Origin of the sequence: uncultured Sphingomonas sp. (assembly GCF_913774285.1) — a bacterium.
Lineage (GTDB): Bacteria > Pseudomonadota > Alphaproteobacteria > Sphingomonadales > Sphingomonadaceae > Sphingomonas.
This window is the reverse complement of the sequence record NZ_CAJYHX010000021.1, coordinates 183,922-206,650: the sequence shown is the minus strand read 5'-3', so window position 1 is coordinate 206,650 and position 22,729 is coordinate 183,922. Positions and strand designations below refer to the sequence as shown.

General features: G+C 68.0%; 21 protein-coding genes. 11 read left to right on the top strand and 10 right to left on the bottom strand.

Features of this window, described 5'->3' with window-relative positions; genetic code table 11:
- Positions 1 to 2,195 (bottom strand): FdhF/YdeP family oxidoreductase (locus QZ670_RS10465; protein ID WP_294254769.1); only part of this gene is annotated, 2,195 nt, incomplete at its 3' end.
- A 66-nt stretch (positions 2,196 to 2,261) separates the two neighbouring features.
- Here QZ670_RS10465 and fdhD point away from each other — a divergent pair.
- The 3 genes from fdhD (at position 2,262) to QZ670_RS10450 (ending at position 5,212) form a co-directional block, all read left to right on the top strand.
- Positions 2,262 to 3,011: a formate dehydrogenase accessory sulfurtransferase FdhD gene (gene fdhD, locus QZ670_RS10460; protein WP_294254767.1), complete on the top strand. Its 750-nt coding sequence runs from the start codon at positions 2,262 to 2,264 to the stop codon at positions 3,009 to 3,011.
- Positions 3,008 to 3,538, top strand: coding sequence for a molybdenum cofactor guanylyltransferase (locus QZ670_RS10455; protein WP_294254765.1), 531 nt, complete (start codon positions 3,008 to 3,010; stop codon positions 3,536 to 3,538). The genes fdhD and QZ670_RS10455 overlap by 4 nt, the downstream gene beginning before the upstream one ends.
- Before the next feature lie 72 nt (positions 3,539 to 3,610).
- A complete protein-coding gene (locus QZ670_RS10450; protein ID WP_294254763.1) occupies positions 3,611 to 5,212 on the top strand; it encodes a response regulator in 1,602 nt (533 codons plus the stop codon).
- Between the two features lie 6 nt (positions 5,213 to 5,218).
- Here the strand turns inward: QZ670_RS10450 and QZ670_RS10445 are convergent, their stop codons facing one another.
- Positions 5,219 to 7,270 carry an NAD(+) synthase gene (locus QZ670_RS10445; protein WP_294254761.1) on the bottom strand — a complete coding sequence of 684 codons (2,052 nt, stop codon included), beginning with the start codon at positions 7,268 to 7,270 and terminating at the stop codon, positions 5,219 to 5,221.
- Positions 7,271 to 7,457: 187 nt separating this feature from the next.
- Positions 7,458 to 8,066, bottom strand: a complete 609-nt coding sequence (locus QZ670_RS10440; RefSeq protein WP_294254758.1) for a murein L,D-transpeptidase catalytic domain family protein — start codon at positions 8,064 to 8,066, stop codon at positions 7,458 to 7,460.
- Here QZ670_RS10440 and QZ670_RS10435 point away from each other — a divergent pair.
- The 5 genes from QZ670_RS10435 to mtnA are packed head-to-tail and all read left to right on the top strand — an operon-like array spanning position 7,963 to position 11,310.
- Positions 7,963 to 8,430 carry a hypothetical protein gene (locus tag QZ670_RS10435; protein ID WP_294254790.1) on the top strand — a complete coding sequence of 156 codons (468 nt, stop codon included), beginning with the start codon at positions 7,963 to 7,965 and terminating at the stop codon, positions 8,428 to 8,430. The genes QZ670_RS10440 and QZ670_RS10435 overlap by 104 nt on opposite strands.
- A 9-nt stretch (positions 8,431 to 8,439) precedes the next feature.
- Positions 8,440 to 9,066, top strand: a complete 627-nt coding sequence (locus QZ670_RS10430; RefSeq protein ID WP_294254756.1) for a methylthioribulose 1-phosphate dehydratase — start codon at positions 8,440 to 8,442, stop codon at positions 9,064 to 9,066.
- Positions 9,063 to 9,611, top strand: a complete 549-nt coding sequence (locus tag QZ670_RS10425; RefSeq protein ID WP_365894627.1) for a cupin domain-containing protein — start codon at positions 9,063 to 9,065, stop codon at positions 9,609 to 9,611. Before QZ670_RS10430 ends, QZ670_RS10425 begins: the two co-directional genes overlap by 4 nt.
- Positions 9,612 to 9,634: 23 nt before the next feature.
- Positions 9,635 to 10,267 carry an acireductone synthase gene (gene mtnC / locus QZ670_RS10420; protein WP_294254750.1) on the top strand — a complete coding sequence of 211 codons (633 nt, stop codon included), beginning with the start codon at positions 9,635 to 9,637 and terminating at the stop codon, positions 10,265 to 10,267.
- Positions 10,264 to 11,310 carry an S-methyl-5-thioribose-1-phosphate isomerase gene (mtnA, locus tag QZ670_RS10415; protein ID WP_294254748.1) on the top strand — a complete coding sequence of 349 codons (1,047 nt, stop codon included), beginning with the start codon at positions 10,264 to 10,266 and terminating at the stop codon, positions 11,308 to 11,310. Before mtnC ends, mtnA begins: the two co-directional genes overlap by 4 nt.
- Positions 11,311 to 11,314: 4 nt before the next feature.
- On the opposite strand, the gene QZ670_RS10410 is transcribed toward mtnA, so the two are convergent.
- A complete protein-coding gene (locus QZ670_RS10410) occupies positions 11,315 to 12,469 on the bottom strand; it encodes an aminotransferase (protein ID WP_294254745.1) in 1,155 nt (384 codons plus the stop codon).
- A gap of 99 nt (positions 12,470 to 12,568) precedes the next feature.
- Here QZ670_RS10410 and QZ670_RS10405 point away from each other — a divergent pair, with 99 nt between their 5' ends.
- The 3 genes from QZ670_RS10405 (at position 12,569) to QZ670_RS10395 (ending at position 16,322) form a co-directional block, all read left to right on the top strand.
- On the top strand, positions 12,569 to 12,802 hold the full coding sequence (locus QZ670_RS10405; protein WP_294254742.1) for a hypothetical protein: 234 nt from the start codon (positions 12,569 to 12,571) through the stop codon (positions 12,800 to 12,802).
- Between the two features lie 511 nt (positions 12,803 to 13,313).
- Positions 13,314 to 15,173 (top strand): methyl-accepting chemotaxis protein, encoded by a 1,860-nt coding sequence (locus QZ670_RS10400; protein WP_294254740.1) that lies wholly within the window; start codon positions 13,314 to 13,316, stop codon positions 15,171 to 15,173.
- A 105-nt stretch (positions 15,174 to 15,278) separates the two neighbouring features.
- Complete coding sequence (locus tag QZ670_RS10395; protein WP_294254738.1) at positions 15,279 to 16,322, top strand: DUF2332 family protein; 1,044 nt, start codon at positions 15,279 to 15,281, stop codon at positions 16,320 to 16,322.
- Here QZ670_RS10395 and pncB read toward each other — a convergent pair.
- Genes pncB through QZ670_RS10365 form a run of 6 tightly spaced genes read right to left on the bottom strand, consistent with a single transcriptional unit; the run spans position 16,319 to position 22,648 of the window.
- Complete coding sequence (pncB, locus tag QZ670_RS10390; protein WP_294254735.1) at positions 16,319 to 17,623, bottom strand: nicotinate phosphoribosyltransferase; 1,305 nt, start codon at positions 17,621 to 17,623, stop codon at positions 16,319 to 16,321. The two genes, QZ670_RS10395 and pncB, sit on opposite strands and share 4 nt — an antisense overlap.
- A 10-nt stretch (positions 17,624 to 17,633) precedes the next feature.
- On the bottom strand, positions 17,634 to 19,031 hold the full coding sequence (locus QZ670_RS10385) for an efflux transporter outer membrane subunit (protein WP_294254733.1): 1,398 nt from the start codon (positions 19,029 to 19,031) through the stop codon (positions 17,634 to 17,636).
- A 2-nt stretch (positions 19,032 to 19,033) separates the two neighbouring features.
- On the bottom strand, positions 19,034 to 19,987 hold the full coding sequence (locus tag QZ670_RS10380; protein ID WP_294254729.1) for an efflux RND transporter periplasmic adaptor subunit: 954 nt from the start codon (positions 19,985 to 19,987) through the stop codon (positions 19,034 to 19,036).
- Positions 19,984 to 20,199, bottom strand: coding sequence for a DUF1656 domain-containing protein (locus QZ670_RS10375; RefSeq protein WP_294254726.1), 216 nt, complete (start codon positions 20,197 to 20,199; stop codon positions 19,984 to 19,986). Before QZ670_RS10375 ends, QZ670_RS10380 begins: the two co-directional genes overlap by 4 nt.
- Positions 20,196 to 22,241, bottom strand: coding sequence for an FUSC family protein (locus tag QZ670_RS10370; protein ID WP_294254724.1), 2,046 nt, complete (start codon positions 22,239 to 22,241; stop codon positions 20,196 to 20,198). Before QZ670_RS10370 ends, QZ670_RS10375 begins: the two co-directional genes overlap by 4 nt.
- Positions 22,238 to 22,648 carry a MarR family transcriptional regulator gene (locus tag QZ670_RS10365; RefSeq protein WP_294254721.1) on the bottom strand — a complete coding sequence of 137 codons (411 nt, stop codon included), beginning with the start codon at positions 22,646 to 22,648 and terminating at the stop codon, positions 22,238 to 22,240. The genes QZ670_RS10370 and QZ670_RS10365 overlap by 4 nt, the downstream gene beginning before the upstream one ends.
- Positions 22,649 to 22,729: the final 81 nt, after the last annotated feature.

Here is a 22,729-nt window from a genome sequence, read left to right as displayed (position 1 = left end):
GGGTTGCATTCAGGGAAGTAGCCGGCCGCCGTGCCGGCAGGCAGGTCGAAGGGCACCGCCTGCAGGCCCTCCAGCTGCCGCTGGTGGCCATCCTGGACGGCGGTGGTCACGCGCACGGCGTCGCCCTGCGCGAGGCCGCGGCGGGCCATGTCGCCGGGGTGCATCAGCAGGACGTTGCGCGTGCCCTGGATGTTGCGGAAGCGGTCGTCCATGCTGTAGACGGTGGTGTTGAACTGGTCCTCGCTGCGCAGGGTCATGAGGTGCAGTACCTCGGCGTCCGGCACCGTGCCGGCACCGGCCGGGGGCACCACGAAGCAGGCCTTGCCGCTGGGTGTCTTCCAGTGCCTCTCCCGGGCGGCGTTGGGCTTGGGCAGGCCGCCGGGCTCGCGCAGCCGGTGGTGGAAGTCGCGGAAGACGTCCGGCCAGGTGGCTTCGATGGCGGTGCGCACGAGCGTGTAGTCGCCCGTCCAGGCGTCCCAGGGAACGTGCGGGTTCTCCGGCAGCGTGGCCCGGGCGATGCCCGCGACGATCGCGGCCTCGGAGCGCAGCGTGGGCGCGGCAGGTTCGGCGACGCCGTGCGACGGGTGGATCACGCCCATGGAGTCTTCGATCGACACGGTCTGCGGGCCGGAGGCCTGCGTGTCCACCTCGATGCGGCCGAGGCAGGGCAGCAGGTAGGTGTCCTGCGCGGGCAGGACGTGGGTGTGGTTGAGGCGCGTGGCCACGTGCACGGCGAGCCGCAGGCGGCTCCAGCCCGCTTCCAGCCGGCGTGTGTCGGGCGCGGCGCGCACGAAGTTGCCGCCCAGGCCGATGAAGGCGCGTACCGATCCGTCGATGATGCCCTCGCAGGTCGCGACGGTGTCGCGGCCCTTGTGGCGCGGGGGCTCGAAGCGGTAGAGCCCGGCGAGGCGGTCCAGCGGCGCGAGTTCGGGCTTTTCCGTGATGCCGACGGTACGCTGGCCCTGCACGTTGGAGTGGCCGCGCACCGGGCAGATGCCCGCGCCCGGCTTGCCGATGTTGCCGCGCAGCAGCAGCAGGTTGCTCACCATCTGCACGTTGGCGACGCCGTGGCGGTGCTGGGTCAGGCCCATGCCGTAGACGGCGATCACCGTGCCGGCCTGCGCATAGGTCTGCGCGGCCTGTGAGAGCGCGGCGCGCGAGAGGCCGCTGTCCCGCTCGATGTCGTCCCAGCGGCTCGCGCGCATCGCGGCCGCGAACGCGTCGATGCCCTGCGTGTGCTGCGCGATGAAGTCCGCATCCAGCACCCGGATGGCACCGTGGGCCTGCGCCTCGTCGTCGGCCTCGATGAGCCATTTGCACAGGCCCGTGAGGGCGGCGAGGTCGCCCCCGTTGCGCACCTGCAGGTAATGGGTGCTGATCGCCGTGTCCTTCGGCGTGAGCATGTCCACGGGCGACTGCGGGTTGGCGAAGTGCAGGAGCCCCGGCTCCTTGATCGGGTTGAAGGTCACCACGGGCACGCCGCGTTCGCGCGCTTCCTGCAGCGGATGGAGCATGCGCGGGCTGTTGGTGCCGACGTTCTGGCCGAAGAAGAAGATCGCCTCGGCGTGCTCGAAGTCTTCGAGCCGCACGGTGCCCACCGGCACGCCGATGGTTTCCGGCAGCGCGACCGACGTGCTCTCGTGGCACATGTTCGAGCTGTCGGGCAGGTTGTTGTGGCCATAGAGCCGCGCGAACAGCGCCCAGGCATAGCTCGTCTCCAGGCTCGCCTTGCCCGAAGCATAGAAGATCGTGCTCTTCGGATCATAACCGCGCAGCTTTTTGCCGATCGCCTGATAGGCCTCTTCCCAGGTGCAGGGGAGATATTTGTCGGTGGCGCGGTCGTAGCGCATCGGGTTGGTCAGACGGCCGGCCTGTTCAAGGTCATAGTCGCTCCAGCCCTTCATCTCGCTGAGCGTGTGCTGGGCGAAGAACTCGGGCGTCGCGCGGCGGGTGGTGAGGTCCCACAGCGTGGCCTTGGCGCCGTTCTCGCAGAATTCGAACATGTGCGGCTTGGCCGGCTTGGTCCAGGCGCAGGAGGTGCACATCATGCCGCCCGGCTTGTTCTGCTTGGCGAGCGTCTTCAGCGCATCGGCGCTCGGGCGCTCGGCACCGGCGACCAGCGCCATGCCGCGCATCGAGCCCCAACCGCCCTCGGCGCCCGAATAGTGAATTGTTCCGTCTTTCGCCCGGGCCATCGCCACGCTCCTTCAAACCACGCCTTTTCCCTATACCCGCCGATGACGCATGCCTATCCTGAACCCATGGATATGTGGTTCGATCGCGTGACGCCCGACGGGTCGGAGACCCGGCTCCAACGCAGCTTGATCGCGGAAGTGCCGGTTGCGATCGAAATCAACGGGCTGGGCTACGCCGTGATGATGGCGACGCCCGCCGACCTGGAGGATTTCGCCACCGGTTTCGTGGCGGCCGAGCGGCTGGGGGTAGCGGTGGACGTGGAGAGCCACCCGGTGGCGCAGGGGGTCGTGCTGCGGGTGACGCTCGCGGATCCCGCGGCGGTGATCGAGCGCGTGCGGCATCGGACCACCGATTCGAGCTGCGGGTTGTGCGGGATCAACAATCTTGAAGCGGCGCTCCGCCCGCTGCCGAAGATTGAGGCGGAAAGCACGGCATCGTCGGCGGCGATCTTTCGCGCGGCCGAGGCGCTGCGCGACCATCAGCCGCTCAACCGCGAGACGGGGGCGGCGCATGCAGCCGCGCTTTGTGCGGCGGACGGGGAGATCCTGCTCGTTCGAGAGGATGTCGGCCGCCACAATGCTTTCGACAAGCTGGTAGGCGCGATGGCGCGGCAGCGGCTGGGCTGGGATGGCGGTTTCGCGCTGATCAGTGCGCGCTGCTCGTTCGAACTGGTCGAGAAAGCGGTGCTCGCAGGCTGCCCGCTGCTGGCGGCCATCTCCGCCCCCACCGCATTGGCCGCAGCGCGGGCCCGGGAGGCGGGGTTGCGGCTCGCCGCGCTCGTTCGGTCCGACGCCATGCTGCGGCTGGTGCCATGAAGCCGCTCGGCGCGATCCTCGCGGGTGGGCAGGCGCGACGCTTCGGGTCCGACAAGGCGCTGGCGGAACTCGACGGGCGCGCATTGATCGACCATGTCGCTGCCGCGCTGGGACCTCATTGCGACGGGGTCATCCTGTGCGGACGGGCAGGCGAGGGCGGCATCCCCGATCGTCCGGCGCCGGGCCTGGGGCCTTTGGGCGGCCTCAACGCGGCGCTCCATGCCGCCGCCGGGCGCGGCGTGGGGCGCGTCCTCGTCGCGCCCTGCGACACGCCGCTGCTGCCGGCGGCGCTGCTGGAGGCCGTCGTCGGGCACGCAGGCTCGGGCTTCGTTGCGCAGCTGCCGGTGCTCGGCATCTGGGATGCCGGGCTCGCCCCCCTGTGCGACGCCTATATCGCTTCCGGCGCACGGACGTCGATGAAGGCCTGGGGCGCGCATATCGGCGCCGTAGCAATCGATTGGGGGGCACCCATTCCCAACATCAACTCCTCCAGCGATCTTTCGAACGTCACCGGGTTTTTTCCTTAGTTCCGCTTCGCATTCGCATGCGCTAGGCCGTGCGCAATTTTCTGTCGGCGACGGCCGGCGGCAGGGGGATGGATGGAAAGTCTGTTTGCAGCCTTCTGGAGCGGCAATTACTCGCCCCACGGCTATTGCCTGTCGTGGCAGCCGCTTTTGCTGTGGACCCATATCGTCGCCGATACGCTGATAGCGCTGTCCTATTTCTCGATCCCGATCGCCCTTGTCGCACTGGTGCGCAGCCGCAAGGACCTGGCGTTCGGCTGGGTCTTCTGGTGCTTCGCGCTCTTCATCCTCGCCTGCGGCATGACGCATGTGATGGGCGTGGTGACGCTGTTCCGTCCGCTTTATGGTGTGGAGGCGCTGGTCAAGCTGGTGACGGCGGTGGCGTCGGTGACCACCGCCGTCCTCCTCTGGCCGTTGCTGCCGACGCTGACCCGTCTGCCGTCGTCGGAAAAGCTCAAGGAAGCCAATGCCCAGCTCGCCGCTATGGTGGAGCAGCGGGACGCCGCGCTCGCCGAGCTGAAGAGCGAAGTCGCGCAGCGCGAGAATGTCGAGGCGGCGTTGCTTCAGGCGCAGAAGCTGGAAGCGGTGGGTCAGCTCACCGGCGGGATCGCGCACGATTTCAACAACCTGCTGCAGGCGATCGCCGGCAATCTCGAGCTGATCTCGCGCAAGCCCGACGATGCCGATCGCGTGATCCGCTGGACATCTAGCGCGCTCGATGCGGTGGAGCGCGGCCGCCAGCTGACCGGCCAGTTGCTCGCCTTCTCTAGCAAGCAGCGGCTCGACGTGAAGTCGGTGCGGCTGGCCGAGCTGGTCGGCGGCATGGCCGGGCTGGTCGAGCGCGCGGTGGCGCCGCTGGGACGCGTGCGGATCGAGCGGATCGATCCGGTGTGGAACGTGCAGACCGATGCGCTGCAGCTCGAACTCGCGGTGCTCAATCTCGCCTTCAACGCGCGAGACGCGATGCCCGAAGGCGGGGTGCTGACGATTTCCGCCGAACTGCGCAGCGGCAAGGTGGCGCCCGACGTGCCCGCGGGCGACTATGTCGCGCTGCGCATCGCCGATACCGGCATGGGCATGCCGCCCGAGGTGGTCGCGCGGGCCGTCGAACCATTCTTTTCGACCAAGGGCGTCGGCAAGGGCACCGGCATGGGGCTGTCGATGGCGTTCGGCGTGCTGCGCCAGTCAGGCGGCACGCTGCTGATCGACAGCGTGCTGGGGCAGGGCACCACCGTTACGCTGCTGTTGCCGCTCGCCACGGTCGAGCCGCGCCGCGATGTGCAGGACGATTCCGCGCGCGACGAGCGGATCAGCCTCGCGGGCATGACGATCGCGCTGGTCGACGACGACGCGCATGTCCGCGCATCGCTGGCGGAGATGCTGCGTTCCGCGGGCGCGGTGGTGGAGGAGGCGGCGGACGGCGCCGCTGGCGTGGCGCTGGTGCAGAGCCGCCGCTTCGGCGCGCTGGTGGTCGATTTCGCGATGCCCGAGCTGAGCGGCAGCGAAGTCGCCAGCCAGGTTGCGACCACCGATCCGCAGCTGCCGGTGATCCTGATCACCGGCTTCGCGGATTCCAACAAGCTCGACGCGATCGCCTCGCCCAACGTCACCATCCTGCGCAAGCCCTTTGAATCGCACGAGCTGTTGCGCAAGATCCGGGCGGTTGCCCGCGGCTGAGGGCGCTCAGGGCAGGGCGGCGCGCAGTTCCTCGATCCACGCGGTCGCGACGCTGTCCGACGGCGCGCGCCAGTCCCCGCGCGGGCTGAGCGCTGCGGCGCCGGAAACTTTCGGCCCATTGGGCAGCGCCGAGCGCTTGAACTGGCTGATCTGGAAGAAGCGGAACAGGAAGGTTTCCAGCCACTTGGCGATGGTTGCCAGGTCGTAGCTGTTGCGCCCCTCCATCGGGAAGCCGATCGGCCACAAGCCTGCTTCCGCATCCTTCCACGCGTGCCAGGCGAGGAACGCTACCTTGGACGGCTTGAGCCCGAAGCGCGCGATATGGTGCAGGAAGAAGTCATGCAGCTCGTACGGGCCGATCCGGTCCTGGGTGCTCTGCATCTTGCCATCGGCATCGGCGGGTACGAGCTCGGGCGAGATTTCGGTATCGAGGATCGAGAGCAGCACGGTGGCCGCCTCGCCGTCGAACTGGCCGCTCTCGACGCTCCAGCGGATCAGATACTGGATCAGCGTCTTGGGTACGCCTGCATTGACGCCGTAATGGCTCATCTGGTCGCCCACGCCATAGGTCGACCAGCCCAGCGCCAGCTCGGACAGGTCGCCGGTCCCGAGCACGAAGCCGCCGTTGCGATTGGCGAGGCGGAACAGATAGTCCGTGCGCAGCCCCGCCTGGACGTTCTCGAAGGTGATGTCGTACACCGGTTCGCCGCTGGCGAAGGGGTGGCCGAGATCGGCGAGCATCTGGCGCGCTGTCGGGCGGATGTCGATCTCGGCGGCAGTGATGCCGATCGCGCGCATCAGCGCCCAGGCGTTGGACTTGGTGCCCTCGCTCGTCGCGAAGCCTGGCATGGTGTAGCCGAGAATGTCGGTACGCGGGCGGCCGAGCCGGTCCATCGCCTTGGCGGCGACGATCAACGCATGGGTGGAATCGAGCCCGCCCGAAATGCCGATGATCAGCGCCTTGCTCTTGGTCGAAGCGAGGCGCTGGCGCAGGCCTTCCACCTGGATGTTGAATGCTTCGTAGCAATCCTCCTCCAGCGCCGCCGGCGTGTTGGGCACGAAGGGGAAGCGGCGTGTCGGCCGGAGCAGGCCGCGATCGGCAAAGTCGGGCTGGTGCGCGAAGCCGATGCGGCGGAAGCGGGTCTCGGGCATGCCGGCATTGCGGGCATTGTCGTTGAACGTGCCGTCACGCATCCGCTCCAGCCGCAGACGCTCGAGGTCGAGATCGGCATAGGTGATCGCATCGGCCAGCTCGAAGCGCTGCGAGGCCGCCAGCTTCTCGCCGAACTCGTAGATCAGCCCCTGGCCGTCCCAGGCAAGGTCGGTGGTGCTCTCGCCGGGGCCCGAGGCGGAATAGAGATACGCCGAAATCGTCCGCGAGCTCTGCGAGGCGCAGAGCAACTCGCGCTCGCGGCCCTTGCCGATCACGATGTTCGAGGCCGACAGGTTGCACAGCACGAGCGCACCAGCCATCGCACCCTCGGTGGAGGGAGGCTGGGGCGCCCAATAATCCTCGCAGATCTCGATATGGAAGACGAAGTCGGCCAGGTCTTCGGCGGCGAACAGCAGGTCGGGGCCGAACGGCACCGTCTGGCCGGCGACGGTGATCTCCAGGTCGCGCAGTCCGGAACCCGAGGCGAACCAGCGCTTCTCGTAATATTCGCGGTAGTTGGGCAGATAGGTCTTGGGCACCACGCCGAGGATACGGCCGCGCGCGATCGCGACCGCGCAGTTATAGAGCCGGCCGTTGCGCGCCAGCGCGGCGCCGACGAGCAGCACCGGCTTCAGATCACGGCTCGCCTCGACGATCGCGGCGATACCGGCCTGGGTGGAGGCGAGGATCGTGTCCTGCAGGTGCAGGTCGTCGATCGCATAGCTGGTGACGTTGAGCTCGGGGAAGACGAGGATATCCGCCCCTGCCGCGTCGCCCTGCTTCGCCAGTGCGATGGTCGCGCGGGCGTTGGCGGCGGGATCGGCGACGGTGCCGACGGGCGTGCAGACGCCCGCGCGGATCATGCCGTGGCGGTGGAGCGCGAAGAACGGATGCGGATCGGCCATGCGTGTGTCCTATGCCGGGGACCATGGCCTGCCAACCCCGCGGGCGCGGGATGTATCCGCCCTTCTTGAGTCCCTCCTCTTGAGAGGAGGGGTTTGGGGATGGAGGGATTCCAGAACAGCTGTTCGTCTCGGCGAGACATTGCCCCACCCCAACCCCCTCCCCTGGAGGGGAGGGGCTAACGTAGGTTCACGCCTTGGTCGCGTAGATCATGCGACCGGGCCCCAGGCGCTCGAACACCTTGGCCAGTTGCCGCTCGCCGACCGCGAAGCAGCCCTGGCTGCGGCCGAGCTTGCCGTGCTTCGAGACCATGTCCGGGTTCGCATACCAGGCGGAGTGGACGACGATCGCACGCGCCAGCGCATTGTTGTTGGTCGGGTCGAGGCCGATCAGCCGCTGCGAATCCCCGTGCTTGCCGACATAATAATCAGCGGTGAGGAACGCGCCTTCGCATGTGGCTTCCGAATTGATCTGGTTGGAGAAGCGCTGGAGCAGGCCGGTATGGCCGGGATCGGAACCGATGCCATGCGCCACCAGCAGCGGCTCCACCTCGCCGGTGCCCATGTTGACCAGAAAGAAGCGCGGCTGCGACGAAGGCAGCGAGAAGTCGGCGATCGCAATCCGGTCGTGCGTGTCGACATGCATCGAGTGCCGGTCGAGCGCGGCGGTGGCGCGCTTGAACAGGTCGGGCCGGATGCCGGCAGGCACGATCCGCGCCTGGGCAGCGACCTTGGGTGCCGGGTTCAGCGAGGCGACCGGCGCCGGCTGTATCCGCGGTGCCGGCGCGGCGGCCGCCATCGTCGTCCCAATGGTGCGCGAGGCGCAGGCGGAGACCGCTGCGCCGCTCGCCATTACCAGCGCCGATTTGAGCAAAGCCCGACGCGTTTGTACCGAAGCGTTCGAATCCATGATCTTTGTTCTGCGCCCGCAAATTTCTGTCATGCCCGGGAAACCGTATAGCAGAAGCATCGTTAACGGTGGTTCCGGTAATGCCCGTGAGTGGCGCGTTTCGGCGCACCTGCTGCCCGGTTCACCGAGCCGTCATGCCGTTTCGGGACGGGAGGTGTTCACGATTGCGCGAATCGCGCCGCATCGCACTGGCATCGTTGATCTGTTCCCCAAGCGAAAAATTCTGTGTCGCGCCGCGCCTGCGAAGCGCTAGAGGCGCGGCATGACCATGTCCTATGAACAGGCCGTCGCGGCGCTGATCGAGGCCGGCAGGCGGCTCGACGCGCGCGGCTGGGCACCGGCGACCTCGGGCAACTATTCGGCCCGGCTGGACGACGGCAGCATCGCGCTGACCGTTTCGGGCCGCCACAAGGGCCGGCTGACCAGCGATGGGATCATGCGCGTGGACCCGGATGGCCAGCCGCTCACTACCGGCAAGCCGTCCGCCGAGACCGATCTCCATCTGGCGATCTATCGCCTGTTTCCCGAAGCCGACGCGGTGCTCCATGGCCATTCGCCGCAGGCGGTGGGGCTGAGCCGGGCGACCGATGCCGACGGCATCACGCTGGCGGGGCACGAAATGCTCAAGGCCTATCCGGGCCACAGGACCCACGAGGCCGAGGTGCGGCTGCCGATCGTCGACAACAGCCAGGACATGGCGGTGATCGAGGCGGCGATCCGCCCGGCGCTGCTGGCGCCCGGCGCCATTCCGGCGTATCTCATCCGCAGCCACGGGCTCTATGCCTGGGGCAAGGACGTGGACGAGGCCGAACGCGTGCTGGAGGCGACCGAGTGGATGATCGCCGCCGAGCTCGCCGAGGCCAGCTTCAGACGGGCATGGGCACGATGAGCCGACTTCGTATCTTCGCGGAAACCGATGCGGCGCCGCTGCTCGACACGCAGGACCCGGTGACGATCGCCGAGGAGCTGGCGATCCGCGGCGTGCGGTTCGAGCGCTGGCCCTCGCGTGCGATCGCGGCCGATGCCGATCAGGCGGCGGTGCTCGCCGCCTTTGCGCCCGAGGTCGAGCGGCTGAAGGGGGAGCAGGGCTATCGCTCGGTCGACGTGATCCGGATGGTGCCCGATCATCCCGAAAAGGACGCGCTTCGCGCCAAGTTCCTGTCCGAACATCGCCATGCCGAGGACGAAGTGCGCTTCTTCGTCGAAGGTGAGGGGCTCTTCACACTGCATCTGAACGATCGTGTCTATGTAGTTCTTTGCACGAATGGCGACCTGATCTCGGTGCCGGCGGGGACGCCGCATTGGTTCGACATGGGGCCGAGCCCGCGCTTCACCGCAATCCGGCTGTTCACCAACCCCGATGGCTGGATCGCGCAGTTCACCGGCGACGCCATCGCCGATCGTTTCCCGCGCCACGGGCCCATCGCCGCCTGACCCGCGGCGCAGCGAGATCTGCCATGACCCAGACCAAGGCCGTCCTGCTCGACATCGAGGGGACAACGAGCAGCATCGCCTTCGTGGCGGAGGTGCTTTTTCCCTACGCTGCCAGGCATTTGGCGGGCTATGTAGAGGCGCATTCTGAAGAGGTCGCGCCGATCCTCGGCGAGGTGCCCGGAGAGGACAAGGTGGCGACCTTGCTCGACTGGATCGCCGAGGATCGCAAGGCCACGCCGCTCAAGACGCTGCAGGGGCTGATCTGGGAGCAGGGCTATGCCGACGGCGCACTGCAGGGGCACGTCTATCCAGATACGCCCGAGGCGCTGCATCGCTGGTACACGGCCGGGGTGGCGATCTACATCTACTCCTCGGGCTCGATCGCGGCGCAGAAGCTGATCTTCGGCCATTCGATCGCCGGCGACCTGACGCCGATGCTCTCCGGCTATTTCGACACCACGACCGGGCCGAAGCGCGAAGCTGAGAGCTACAGCAAGATTGCGGCTGCGACCGGCTTTGAAGCAATCGAAATCCTGTTCGTGTCGGACATGCAGGCGGAGGTCGAGGCCGCACGCGCAGCGGGGCTCGGCGCCCTCCTGATCGATCGAACCGGCGGACCGGCCGACATTCACTCGCTCGCGGAGATTCGCCTGTGATCCTCGAAGGCACGCACACCCGCTCAATCGCCCGCACCGCAGACGGGAAGGGCATATGTATTCTTGATCAGCGCCAGCTCCCCTGGGAGATCCGCTGGGTCGAACTGCGCGACCTCGATTCAGCAGCGGTGGCGATCCGCGAGATGTGGACGCGCGGGGCGCCGATGATCGGGGCGACGGCCGCGTACGGCCTCGCCATGGCGCTGGTGGTGGATGCCAGCGATGCTGGGCTCGATGCCGCCTATGCCACGCTGGTCGAGACGCGGCCCACCGCGATCAACCTGCGCTGGGCGCTCGACCAGGTTCGCGCCGCGGTGCAGGGGCTGCCCGAAACGGAGCGCGCGGCTGCTGCTTATGCGCGGGCCGACGCGATCTGCGACGAGGATGCCGAGCTCTGCCGCGCCATCGGCGAGCACGGGCTGGACCTGCTCCGCGAACTTCACGCCAGGCACCCGGACCGGCCGCTCAACATCCTCACCCATTGCAACGCCGGATGGCTGGCGACGGTGGATTACGGCACCGCGACGGCGCCGATCTATCTCGCGCACGATGCCGGTATTCCGGTGCATGTCTGGGTCGACGAGACGCGCCCGCGCAACCAGGGCGCGCTGCTCACTGCGTTCGAGCTGCGCAACCACGGCGTGCCGCATACCGTAGTCGCCGACAATGCCGGCGGCCTGCTGATGATGCAGGGGCAGGTCGACGCGGTGATCGTCGGCACCGATCGGGTGACCGCAAATGGCGATGTCTGCAACAAGATCGGCACCTATCTGAAGGCGCTCGCGGCGCAGGACAATGGCGTGCCCTTCTATGTCGCGCTGCCCTACACGACCTTCGATCCCGCCACCGCCAGCGGCGCTGACATCCCGATCGAGGCGCGCTCGCCGGAAGAATTGACGCGGCTGACCGGCCCCGACGATACCGGGCGCATCGCGACGGTCCGCGTCACGGACTCCCCGGCGCTCAACCCCGCCTTCGACGTGACCCCGGCGCGACTGGTGACGGGCTACATCACCGAGCGCGGGGTGCTCGACTGCATCTGAAGCGTCAGTTCAATGCTGCGCGCCACGCCTGCACGCGGGCGAGCGCGTCGTCGAGCACGGCGTCTTCCTTGACGAAGCAGAAGCGGACGACATTGGTCACCGGGTGCTCGGCATAGAAGGCTGAAACCGGGATCGTCGCGACCCTGGCCTCCTCGACCAGCCGTTCGCTGAAGGTCACGTCGTCCATAGTCAGCCCGGAGGCGGTGAGGTCGACGGAAAGGAAATAGGTCGCGGCACTCGGCAGCACCGCGAAACCGGCGTCGCGCAGGCCGGCCGCGAGCCGGTCGCGTCCGGCCTGGAAGCGCTGGCGGGCGTCCTGTACCCAGCCATCCTGCGTCGCCAGCCCCTCGGCCACTGCCCATTGCAGGTTGGGTGGGGTGGTGAAGGTGAGGAACTGGTGCGCCTTGGCCAGCACGCGGGCGAGGGGCGGGGCGGCGCACATCCAGCCGACCTTGAAGCCGGTCAGCGCGAAGATCTTGCCCGCGCTACCGATCTTCACCGTCCGCGCGCGCATGCCGGGAAAGCCGATCAGCGGCAGATGGCGCGCGCCGTCGAAGGTGACATGCTCCCAAACCTCGTCGCAGATCGCGGTGAGGTCATGCGAGACGCAGAAATCGGCGAGCATCGCCAGATCCTCGGCGCTGGCCATCGTCGCTGCCGGGTTGAGGGGATTGTTGAGCAGGATCAGCCGGGTCTTCGCGGTCACCGCTGCCTCGAGTGCCGCACGCTCGATACGCCACTCGGGCGGCTGCAGGCGGACGAAGCGCGGCACGCCGCCGGCGCGGCGGATCAGCGGCACATAGGCATCGTAGAGCGGCTGGAAGCAGAGCACTTCGTCTCCGGGCTCGATCAGCGCGAGCAGCGCGGCGGCCAGCGCCTCCGTCGCGCCCGAAGTGACGATCACTTCCTCCGCTGCCAGGTTCAGCGCCTGATGCCGCGCGTAATGATCGGCGATCGCCTGGCGCAGTTCGGGCAGTCCGGCCATCGGCGGATACTGGTTGGATTTCTCCAGCACGGCGCGCGCGGCGGCCTCCAGCACCGCCTCGGGCCCACGGCCGTCCGCAAAGCCCTGGCCGAGATTGATCGCGCCGTTCGCGCGGGCGCGGGCGGACATGGCTTCGAAGATGGTGGTGCCCATCGAGGAATAAATCGGGTTCATCGCACACTGCTATGGCGGAGCGCGGTTGCGCCTTGCAAGCCGGGGCGGAACCGCCGCATGAAGAAGGCGGTTGATGACCGCGTGTGTCGAAGGAAGATGATGACCAAGAAACCGCCCGTGCCCGCCGAATCCCAGTCGCCCTATCCCAAGGCCGAAGCGCCGCACGCCGGGGAAGGGGAAGCGGTTGCCATCGCCAAGGAAATGGCGGAGGCTGCCAAGCGCCGGATGCCGAGTTCACGCCAGATTGGCATGGGCGCGGCGATCGGCGTCGGCTCGGCGGCGATCGTCGCAGGCCTGCTGTACTGGAAGGGCGGCCGCAAGGACCGCAAGTAACGCCGTCCGACGCGACGGCCTTTTGGGGGGGGCGCGCCGCAATCCAGCGCATGCGCCCCATCCTGCGCGACGCACGATCGCAGTGCCTGCATGCAATCTGCACGACTGCGTACTATAACGTAGACATCACCGCGCGATCCCGCCCTATTCGGAACATCCGACCCGGGACGCAGCCTCCCTACGCCGTATCCGAGTTTTTCCGGGGTGCCTTACGCGCTTCTACGGGGCATTGTTTATGCCTGCGGTGACCGATCGGTAAGAGATCGTTCCTATAATGCGATAAACCACAGACCGGGAACGGGATTGGGAATGCGCGTGCAGGTTCGGTTTCTAGCCATTGCTGATGCCTCGGTCGCCTTTGCAACCGCAGGGCATGCGGCATTTGCGCCGGGCACCGACTGCGCGTGATCACGCCTGTTCTCCCCCATTCGGCGATCGGCTCGGCCCCAGCGCAGGCCGCGATCGACAACAGCATGTTCGGGCGCGCCAAAAACTATCGGAAAGACCAGAAATGATTGCATCGATGAAAATTCCGAGGAAGCTCGCACTGTCGTTCCTGCTGATCTGCGCATCGGCAGCGATCGTGATGATCGTGTTCTTCATGAACATTTCGATGATCCGTTCGGTCACCGACCAGAACAATCTCAGCCAGCAGATCCATTCGAAGACGCTGACGCTGGAAACGGCGCTGCTGCGCCAGAATAGCCAGCTGCGCGGCTTCCTGGTCACCGCAGACCCGACCTACCTCAAGTCGTACGACGAGGGGCGCACCGAATATGACGAGACGTCGGCCGAGCTCGAAAAGCTGCTCACCGATCCGGCCCTGCTCGATGCGCTGCGCAAGTCGCGGACCGAAACGCTGTCGTGGCGCGAGAAGTGGGGCGACCGCCTGATCGCCGAAGTGAAGGCCGGCAGGCGCGAGGAAGCGCAGGCCGAGGTCCGCGGCGCCGGCAAGGCGGTGCTCGTTTCGGCCGCGGTGCTCCCGCTGCGCTCGATCAAAGACGCGCAGGCCGAGGCGATCGAAAAGAACGGTGCGCGCCAGGAAGGCGCCATTGCTACGGCTACCACCGTGCTGATCATCGGCGCGATCGCGCTGATCGGCATCGCGATCGGTCTGGCGGTCACGCTCAGCCGCATCATCGCCCGCCCGATCAGTCAGCTGACCCGTACCATGGCGGACCTGGCCGCCGGCCGGAACCATGTCGAGGTGCCCGCCACCGCGCGTGGCGACGAACTGGGCGACATGGCCCGCGCGGTGCTGGTGTTCCGCGACGCCGCGCTTGCCAAGGAAGCGTCGGACGCCGCCAGCGCGAAGGCCGAGGCGACGCAGAAAATGGTCGTCGAGACCGTCTCCTCGCACCTCGCCGAACTGGCGCAGGGCAACCTCACCGCGCAGATCAACGTCGAGTTCCCCGGCGAATACAGCGTGGTGAAGACCAACTTCAACAATGCGCTGTCGAGCCTGCGCGAGCTGATCGCATCCGTGATAGAGGCGACCGCGTCGATCCGCACCGGGTCGAACGAGATTGCCCAGGCGAGCGAAGACCTGGCCCGCCGCACCGAAGCCAATGCCGCCAGCCTGGAAGAGACCGCCGCTGCCGTCACCCAGATGGACCAGCGCCTCAAGGCGACCGCTGCTGCTGCGGGCCGCACGGTGGAGCGCGCCGACGGCACCATGTCGACGGTCGATAACGGCCGCAGCACCGCCGACGAAGCCGTGCAGGCGATGACCCGCGTGTCGGACAGCGCCAAGGGTATCGACAGCGTCATCGAAGGTCTCGACAAGATCGCCTTCCAGACCCGCGTTCTCGCGATGAACGCCGCGGTCGAAGCCGGCCGGGCAGGGGAAGCGGGCCGCGGCTTCGCAGTCGTCGCCGACCTCGTCTCGGCGCTGGCGATGCGCGCCGAGGAAGAAGCCGGCCGCGCCCGCGACCAGCTGACCGCCACCCAGAGCGACATCGTCACGGCAGTGCAGGCGGTGCAACGGGTCGACGGTGCGCTGGCCGACATCTCGAACGGCGTCGGTGAAGTGCACCAGCTGCTTGGCAACATGGCGTCGGACAACCACGCCCAGTCGAGCGCAGTCACCGAAATTAGCGCCGCGCTGGGTGCGATGGACCAGTCGACCCAGCAGAATGCCGCGATGGTGGAAGAAACCTCCGCCGCAGCGCGTAACTTGGCCAGCGAAGTCAGCGTGCTTTCCGAACAGGCAAGCCGCTTCAATGTGGGCAATGGCGCGGTTACCCAGATGGCGAGCGCGCGCGTTTCCCCCGGCCGGTTCAACGGCGGAAGCGTCAAGCCGCTGCCTGCGGCCGCAGTCTCGGCACTCGTTCGCAGCAACGGTGCGGACGACGACTGGCAGAGCTTCTGATCCCCGGAAGCACGTGAATACCCGGCTATGGCCGTTCGATCCGGTTGCGAATCGGACGGCCTCCGGCGACAAGATCCGACGCGGCTTCTGCCCGGGAAAATGGTAATGAACATGATCGCTCCCCGGACGGGTATTGCGGAGATCGCGCGGATGGCGCGGGTCGCCATCGAGCTTGGCTCGCCGTTCATCGGCGAGGTGCTGTCGGCAGGCCTGCGCCAGCTGGGCCGCGGGCCGCACAGCCAGGCCTTGATCACGCACTGGGAGGGCGATCCGGCTTCGGCGGCACTGGCGATGCGCTTCAACGCGGCGCTGCACTTTCTTGCCCGCCGCGGCAATCCGCCGGCCCTGGCAGCGCTCTATCGCCACGAGCATGACGATTTCGACGGCGCGATTGGCGAGGCGCTGGCCCAAGAGGACGATCTGATCGCCGGCTTCCTGCGCCGCACGCCTCAGACGAACGAAGTCGGCCGTTCGGGCGCGATCGTCGCCGCGCTGATGCAGGTTCGTCATCGCTTCGGGTTGCCATTCGAGATTCTCGAAGTCGGATCGAGCTGTGGCCTGAACCTCAATCTCGGTCGCTACGGCTTCGATCTCGGGGGCGCGCTTGCCGGGGACCGCCATTCGCCGGTGCAGGTCGCGCCCGACTGGCACGGCCCCGCACCGCAGCCCGCGCCGTTGGAGGTAGTCTCGGCGCGCGGCGTCGACCTCAACCCGCTCAGCGCCGCTGACCCGGCAACCTGCGAGCGGCTGATGGCCTATATCTTCGCCGACCAGCCGCTGCGGCTGCACCGGCTGGAAGAAGCGCTCGGCATGGCGCGGCGTCACCCGCCCGAAATCGAGAAGGGCGACGCGACGGAATGGCTCGCCCGCCAGCTCGCCGAACCGCAAGCGGCCGGGGTATGCCGCGTCGTGATGCACTCGATGGTGCTGCAGTACCTCCCGCCGCGCGACCGTGCGGCAGTCGTCGCGATGATCCACGATGCCGGGCAGTACGCCACGCCCGAGCGGCCGCTCGCCTGGGTCGGCTTCGAATGGACCGAAACGCGTAGCGAGGTGCGGCTGTCGCTCAGCTGGTTTCCCGGCCAGGAAGAACGCCGGGTACTCGCGACCTGCCACCCCTATGGCAATTCGGTCGACTGGCGGGGCTAGACCTGGACTAGCTGTTCGGTGCGGCCTGCGCTGCCGAATACGCGTAGATACCGCTCGATCTCGGCCGGCTCGCCGGTCGCCTTGGCCGGGTTGTCCGAGAGCTTGACCGCCGGGCGGCCGTTCGCCGCCACCACCTTGCAGACCAGCGAGATCGGCTCGAGCCCGGCTTCGCCGTCGGGATCGCAGCCACGGAAATCGTTGGTGAGGTTGGTGCCCCAGCCGAAGCTCATCCGCACCCGGCCGTTGAAGTGGCGATAGGTGGCCTCGATCGACTCCACGTCCATGCCGTCGGAGAAGATCAGCAGCTTCTCGCGCGGGTCGCGCCCATGCTCCTGCCACCACCGGATGATCTGCTCGCCGCCGGGGATAGGCGGCGCGCTGTCCGGGCGGAAGCCGGTCCAGTCGCCTACCCAATCGGGGGCGCGCGCGAGGAACGAGGTGGTGCCGAACGCATCCGGCAGCGCGATCAGCAGGTTGCCGCCATAGTGCGCGCGCCATTGCTCGAGCACGCGATAGGGCGCGTCAGCGAGGCTGGCGTCGTCGGGCGATAGCGCTGCTTCGACCATCGGCAGCTCGTGCGCATTGGTGCCGATCGCCTCCAGGTCCGCGTCCATCGCCAGCAGCACGTTGGAGGTGCCGATGAAGCGGTGGCCCAGGCCTTCCTTGAGCGCCTCGACGCACCAGCGCTGCCACAGAAAGCCGTGGCGGCGGCGGGTGCCGAAGTCGGACAGTACCAGATCGGGCAGGTGGCGCAGCCGCTCGACCTTGTCCCACAATTTGGCCTTGGCGCGGGCGTAGAGCACGTCGAGCGCGAAGCGGTCGCGACCACGCATCGCCGCGCGCGAACGGAGTTCGTTGACGATGGTCAGCGCCGGGATCTCCCACATGGTCGTGTGGGTCCAGGGCCCGTGGAAATGGAGCACGAACTGGCCGTCGCGGCGCTCCAGTTCATAGGCGGGCAACTGGAATTCGGCGAGCCAGGCGATGAAGTCGGGCGCGAACATCTGGGTCTTGCCGTAGAAGCTGTTGCCGGCGAGCCAGATCAGCTCCTTCTTGGTGAAGCGCAGCGTGCGGGCATGGTCGAGTTGCGCACGCAGTTCGGCTTCGTCGATCACCTCGGCCAGCCGCACGGATTTGGTGCGATTGATCAGAGAGAAAGTGACCTGCGTCTCCGGATGCAGCCGCCGGATCATCTGCAGCATCAGCAGCTTGTAGAAATCGGTGTCGAGCAGGCTGCGGACGATCGGATCGAGCCGGAAGTTGTGGTTGTAGGTCCGGCTCGCAATATCGGTGAAGGTCATGGCGCCGCTCTTATTCCCAGCCGCCGCCAAGTGCGAGGAAGATTGCGATCTGATCGTCCGGCAAACGCGCCTGTGCCGTGGCATAGCTGGCCTCGGCCTGGGCGAGATTGCTCTGGGCCTGGAGCAGCGCGAGAAAGTCGCTGCGGCCGAAGCGGAACAGCCGCCCGGCCTGGTCCGCCGCCGTCGCCGCGCTGTTGCGCGCCTGGCGGAGCGCCTCGGCCTGGTCGCGGTCGCGCGCATAGGTCTCCAGCGCGGTTTCGGTATCGCGGAGTGCGCTGAGCACGGTGGAGTCGAAGCGCGCGATATCGGCATCTACCTGCGCGCCGGCCGCCTCGATCCGCGCGCGGACGGCGGGGCGGTTGGGGAAGCTCCAGCTAATCAGCGGCCCCAGGCTGAACCCGAAGGAGGTGGGGCCACCAGCCCGGTCGACGAGGCCGCTCAGCCCCGCCGAGCCTGCAAGGTTGATCTGCGGGTAGAGATCGGCGGTAGCGACGCCGATCCGCGCGGTGTCGCCGGCGATGGTACGTTCGGCCTGACGGATGTCGGGGCGGCGCCGGATCATGGCAGCGCCATCGCCCACGGGCATCGGACGCGGCAGCGCTGGGAGGGCCGCGCAGCTCTCGACGTCGCGGGGATAATCGGCCGCAGGGCGTCCGAGCAGGGCTGCGAGCGTGTAGAGCCCAGCGCGACGCTGGGCGGCGAAGATCGGGAGATTGGCTTCGCTGGTCTGCACCGCCGCCTGGGCGCGGGTCACGTCGAAGGCGGTGCCGCGGCCGGCGCGTTGGAGCCGCTGGGTCGCGCCAAAGGTCTGGCGCTGCAGGGTGACGATGCGCTGGGTCGCGGCCAGCCGGAAATTGGCGGCGCAGACATCGGCATAGGCGCGCGCGGTGGCCGCGGCGACGCTGATCCGCACCGCATCGCGCGCGGCGGCGACCGCGTCACGATCGGCAAGGCTCGCCTCGATCGCGCGAGCAATCTTACCGCGCACGTCGAGCGGATAGCCCACCGAGATGCCGAGATTATAGCCGAGCGTTCCCGGCAGCGTGATACCGGTGCCGGAGGGGCGGGACAACGTCGTGCCGCCGGAGAGATCGGTGGTCAGCTGGCGCGTGGCCTCGGTCTGCCGGACCACCGCCTCGGCGCGACGGAGATTGGCGTCGGCGGCGCGCAGATCGGTATTGGCCGCGAGCGCCTGCTCGACCAGGGTATCGAGCCGCGGATCGGCGTAGAGCCGCCACCAGTGATCGGGCAGCGGCTCGTCGGCGAACGCCTTGTCCTGCGCGGAGAGGAACTTGCCGGTCGCGGCGGGATCGTTGGCGGGGCCGGCGACCGGCGGGTGATAATCCGGCCCGGCGCGGGTGCAGCCGGCGACCAGCGCGAGCGCGGCGAGCAGGGGGAGGCGGCGCATGGTCACTTCGCCTTCGAAACTGCGGGCGCGGTTGGTGTCGGTGTCGGTGTCGGTGTCGACGTAGGCCGGACCGGCGCCGGCTGCGCGTTTGCGGCCGGCTGGATCGTCACGGTCGCGGTGCGGCCGGCGATCAGGCGGACATCGGCCGGCAGCTGGGTGAGCTTCACCCGCACCGGGATACGCTGGGCGAGCCGGACCCAGGTGAAGGTCGGGTCGACGCTGGGCAGCAGGTTGCCGGAATTGCTGCGCGTCGTGTCGTTGATGCCGGCGGCGATGCTCTCGACCACGCCGTGGAGCAGCCGCGGCTCGCCCATCAGCTCCACCGTTACCGGTGCGCCGATGCGGATGCTGGGCAGCTTGGTTTCCTCGAAATAGCCTTCGACGCGCAGGCTGTCGGCATCGACGAGTGCCATCGCCTGCTGGCCCGCCGCGACATAGTCACCCGGGTGCAAATCGAGGTTGGTGACGGTGCCGTTGACCGACGCCTTCACCTGGGTGCGCGAGACGTTGAGTTCGGCGCTCTGCACCGAGGTCAGCGCCTGGGCGAGCGCTGCCTGCGCCGTCGCCACGCGCGCGACATTCTGTTCGTGCGTCTCGGCGGCGACGAGATTGCCGAGCGCGAGGTCGCGGCGCGCCTCGCGTTGCGCCTGGTTGAGCGTCGCACGGGCGCTCTCGACGCTGGCGCGCGCCTGGGCGAGCGCCAGGGAGTAACGCGGCTGATCGATCACGAAAAGCAGGTCGCCGGCTTTGACCTGCTGGTTGTCGTGCACCGCCACCGCGGTCACCAGCCCGGCGATGTCCGGCGTCACCCGCACCACGTCTGCCCGCACGCGCCCGTCGCGCGTCCAGGGGCTACGCGCATAATGCTGCCACAACCACAAGGCGACGAATGCGGCGGCGACTACGATCAGGATCGTCGCGGCGCTGCGGCCGAGGGCAGGGAGGTAGCGTTTCATGGGTGGAATCCGATCGAGGGGGTGGCCCAGGCGAGCAGGCCGAGCAGGAGGATGAACAGGCAGAGATCAACGAGCGCCCGATAGGCAACGAAGCGATAGAGGCCGAAGGCGTTGAGCAGGCGGGCGAGCGCCATGGTCAGCACCATCGCGAGCACGCCGAGCAGCAGCAGCGTCGGCACGAAGACGCCGTCGATGGAGATTTCGCCGGTCACAGCCTGGCCTCCGGGGCCGGATCGGCGTTGGGGAAGAGGTTGCGTCGCAGCGCGAGCAAGCCGAGTGCGGCGGTGCGACGGACCGCGGCGTCGCCGTCATGTGCGGTTGCATGGAGCGCGTTGTCGATATGGGCGAGCAAGCCGGGGTCCTCGGGCTTTTCTACCTCGGGTTCGAGGCGGCGGTAATAATCGCCGACGTCGCGCAGCACGTCGGTGAGCGGCGCCGAGCGTTCGGGAGGTAGCTCCAGGCGCAGCGCGCGCAATTCAGCAATTGCCACGCCGGTACGCAGGTCGCGCAGCGCGTCGTAGAGCGGCTTGCCGGGCGAGCGACCGCTCAGCGCCAGCCGTGGGGCGAGCAGCGCAATGCGATCAAGCATGCGGTTGATCCAGCCGCGGATGTCCGGCGGCGTCATCAGGTTGCTGCGTTCGGCGATGTCGGCCCAGCCGGCGCGCAGCGTCCGCCGGATCGCCTGCTCAATGCCCGCCGATTGCAGCAGCCGCGCCATCAGGATCGCGAAGGCGACCCCCATCAGCTGCGCAATCGCGCCGTTGACGAAGCTGGCGAAAGCGCTGGTGTACCGCGCGGAGATCAGCAGCGGGCTGCCGAGGCCGAGCAGGGTCGGCAGCGCCAGGCCCATCCATTTGGGCGAGTGCATCATCGCGCCGAGGATCAACAAGGGCGATGCCATCGCGGCGGCGAGCTGCACGAACCCGTCGAGCCGCGGCATGATCGCATAGCCGTAGATCGCGCCGAGGATCGTCGCGACCAACGTGCCCCAAAAGAAGGTACGCAGCGGCAGGAGCGGATCGGGCGCGGCGGCGAACAGCGCAAGGAAAACGCCTGCCAGCATCACCGCGGTCGATCCGTCCGACCAGCCGCTGGCGATCCAGATCGCCGAGCCGATCGCCAGGGTGAGGAAGGCGCCGAGTGCGCCGCGCGCCGCGCCGATCCAGTCGATATGAAGCTCGCGGCCGCGCCGCCCTTCGAGCAGCTCGGCGACGCGCGGGCTCACCGGGCGGCGATCAAGCGTGGCAAGCTGCTCGGCGAGCTCGCGGCAATCGCGATGTGCGGCGATCAGCGCGGACAGGCGCGAGAGCAGGCTCAGCACCAGCAGATCGTGCCATGTGCTGCCGGGGTGGACATCGGGCTCGAGCGCGGCGCAGCGGGCCTCGAGGATCGCGGCGTCGGCGGCGCGTTCCTCGCGGTCGCGATCCAGCGTCTTGAGCCATTGCTGGGTATCGACAAGCAAGGCCGCCACATCCTGCGGCAGCTCGCCATGGGCGAGCAGCTGCACCGTGCGATCGTCGACCGCCGCGCCCAGCGGCATCAACAGCGAGAGCTGGTCCTGCAGCGCGCGGACGGTGCGCACGCGGGGCGCGGTGCGGGCAGTCTCGTAGGGCAGGTGAATCGAGAGCTGGTGGAGTTCGGTGATGTCGGCGGCGAGGCGGCGGCGTTCGGCATCGACGCCCGCCACCGGCTGCAGCGAGATCGAATCGTGCGACCAGCGCTCGGCATCTTTGACGATGGTCGAGACGCGGGTGAGCAGGAAGGCGGCAACCGATCGTGGGAACACCACGCCGTGCACCAGGCTGCCGCAAAGGATGCCGAGGGTGATCTCCTGCACGCGCAGGCTCGCCACGGTGAAGATGGTGCCCGGCGCATCGACGCTGGGCAGCACGATCAGCACGGCGGAATAGCCCGCCAGCACGAACATGTAGGAGCGCGGGGTGCGGTCGAGCAGCGAGACGAACACGCACAATGCCAGCCAGCCCGAAATGGCGAGCACCAGCAGTTCGGGCGTGTTGATAAGCGGCGGCACCATCGCAACGGCCGCTGCCGCACCCACCACGGTGCCGATCACGCGGAACAGCGCCTTGGAGAGCACCGCACCGGCAAGCGGCTGCGCGACGATATAGGCGGTCAGGAACGACCAATAGGGCCGATCGAGCCCGATCGACAGCGCCAGATAGACGGCGAGCATCGCCGCCGCGAAGGATTTGAGCGAGAAAAGGGCGGCGTCGATGCCCCAGCGATCTTTCATGGCTGCGGCCGCCGTTTGGCAAGACGCGCTGCCAGATGATCGAGTACCGCCAAGGTCGTCTCCAGCGCTTCGTCACTCACCCCATCGAGCAACTCGCTGCGCAACGCGGCGAGGCGCGTGTCGATCCGTGACGCAAGCGAAACGCCGGAATTTGTCAGCCGGAGTCTGTTGGCGCGGCGGTCACGCGGGTCGGCGACGCGCTCGACGAGCCCGGCATCCTCCAGCGCGTGCAGCGTGCGGACCAGCGACGCTTCGGTCACACCGACGGCGCGGGCAAGGTCCGCCTGGCGCGTATCCTCGCCGAGCCGCTGCAGATAGACGAGCGCCCAGCCGGTCGAGCTGGAGATGTCGAGCGAGGCCAGCGTCGCGTCGGCAAGCCGCTGCCACGCCCGCGACACGGGGTTCATGCGCGTCGCAAGCGCGCGCTCCAAGGAATGCCGATCGGCCATAAGGGCCGTTAGTTAGGACGCTAACTAATAAGGTCAAGC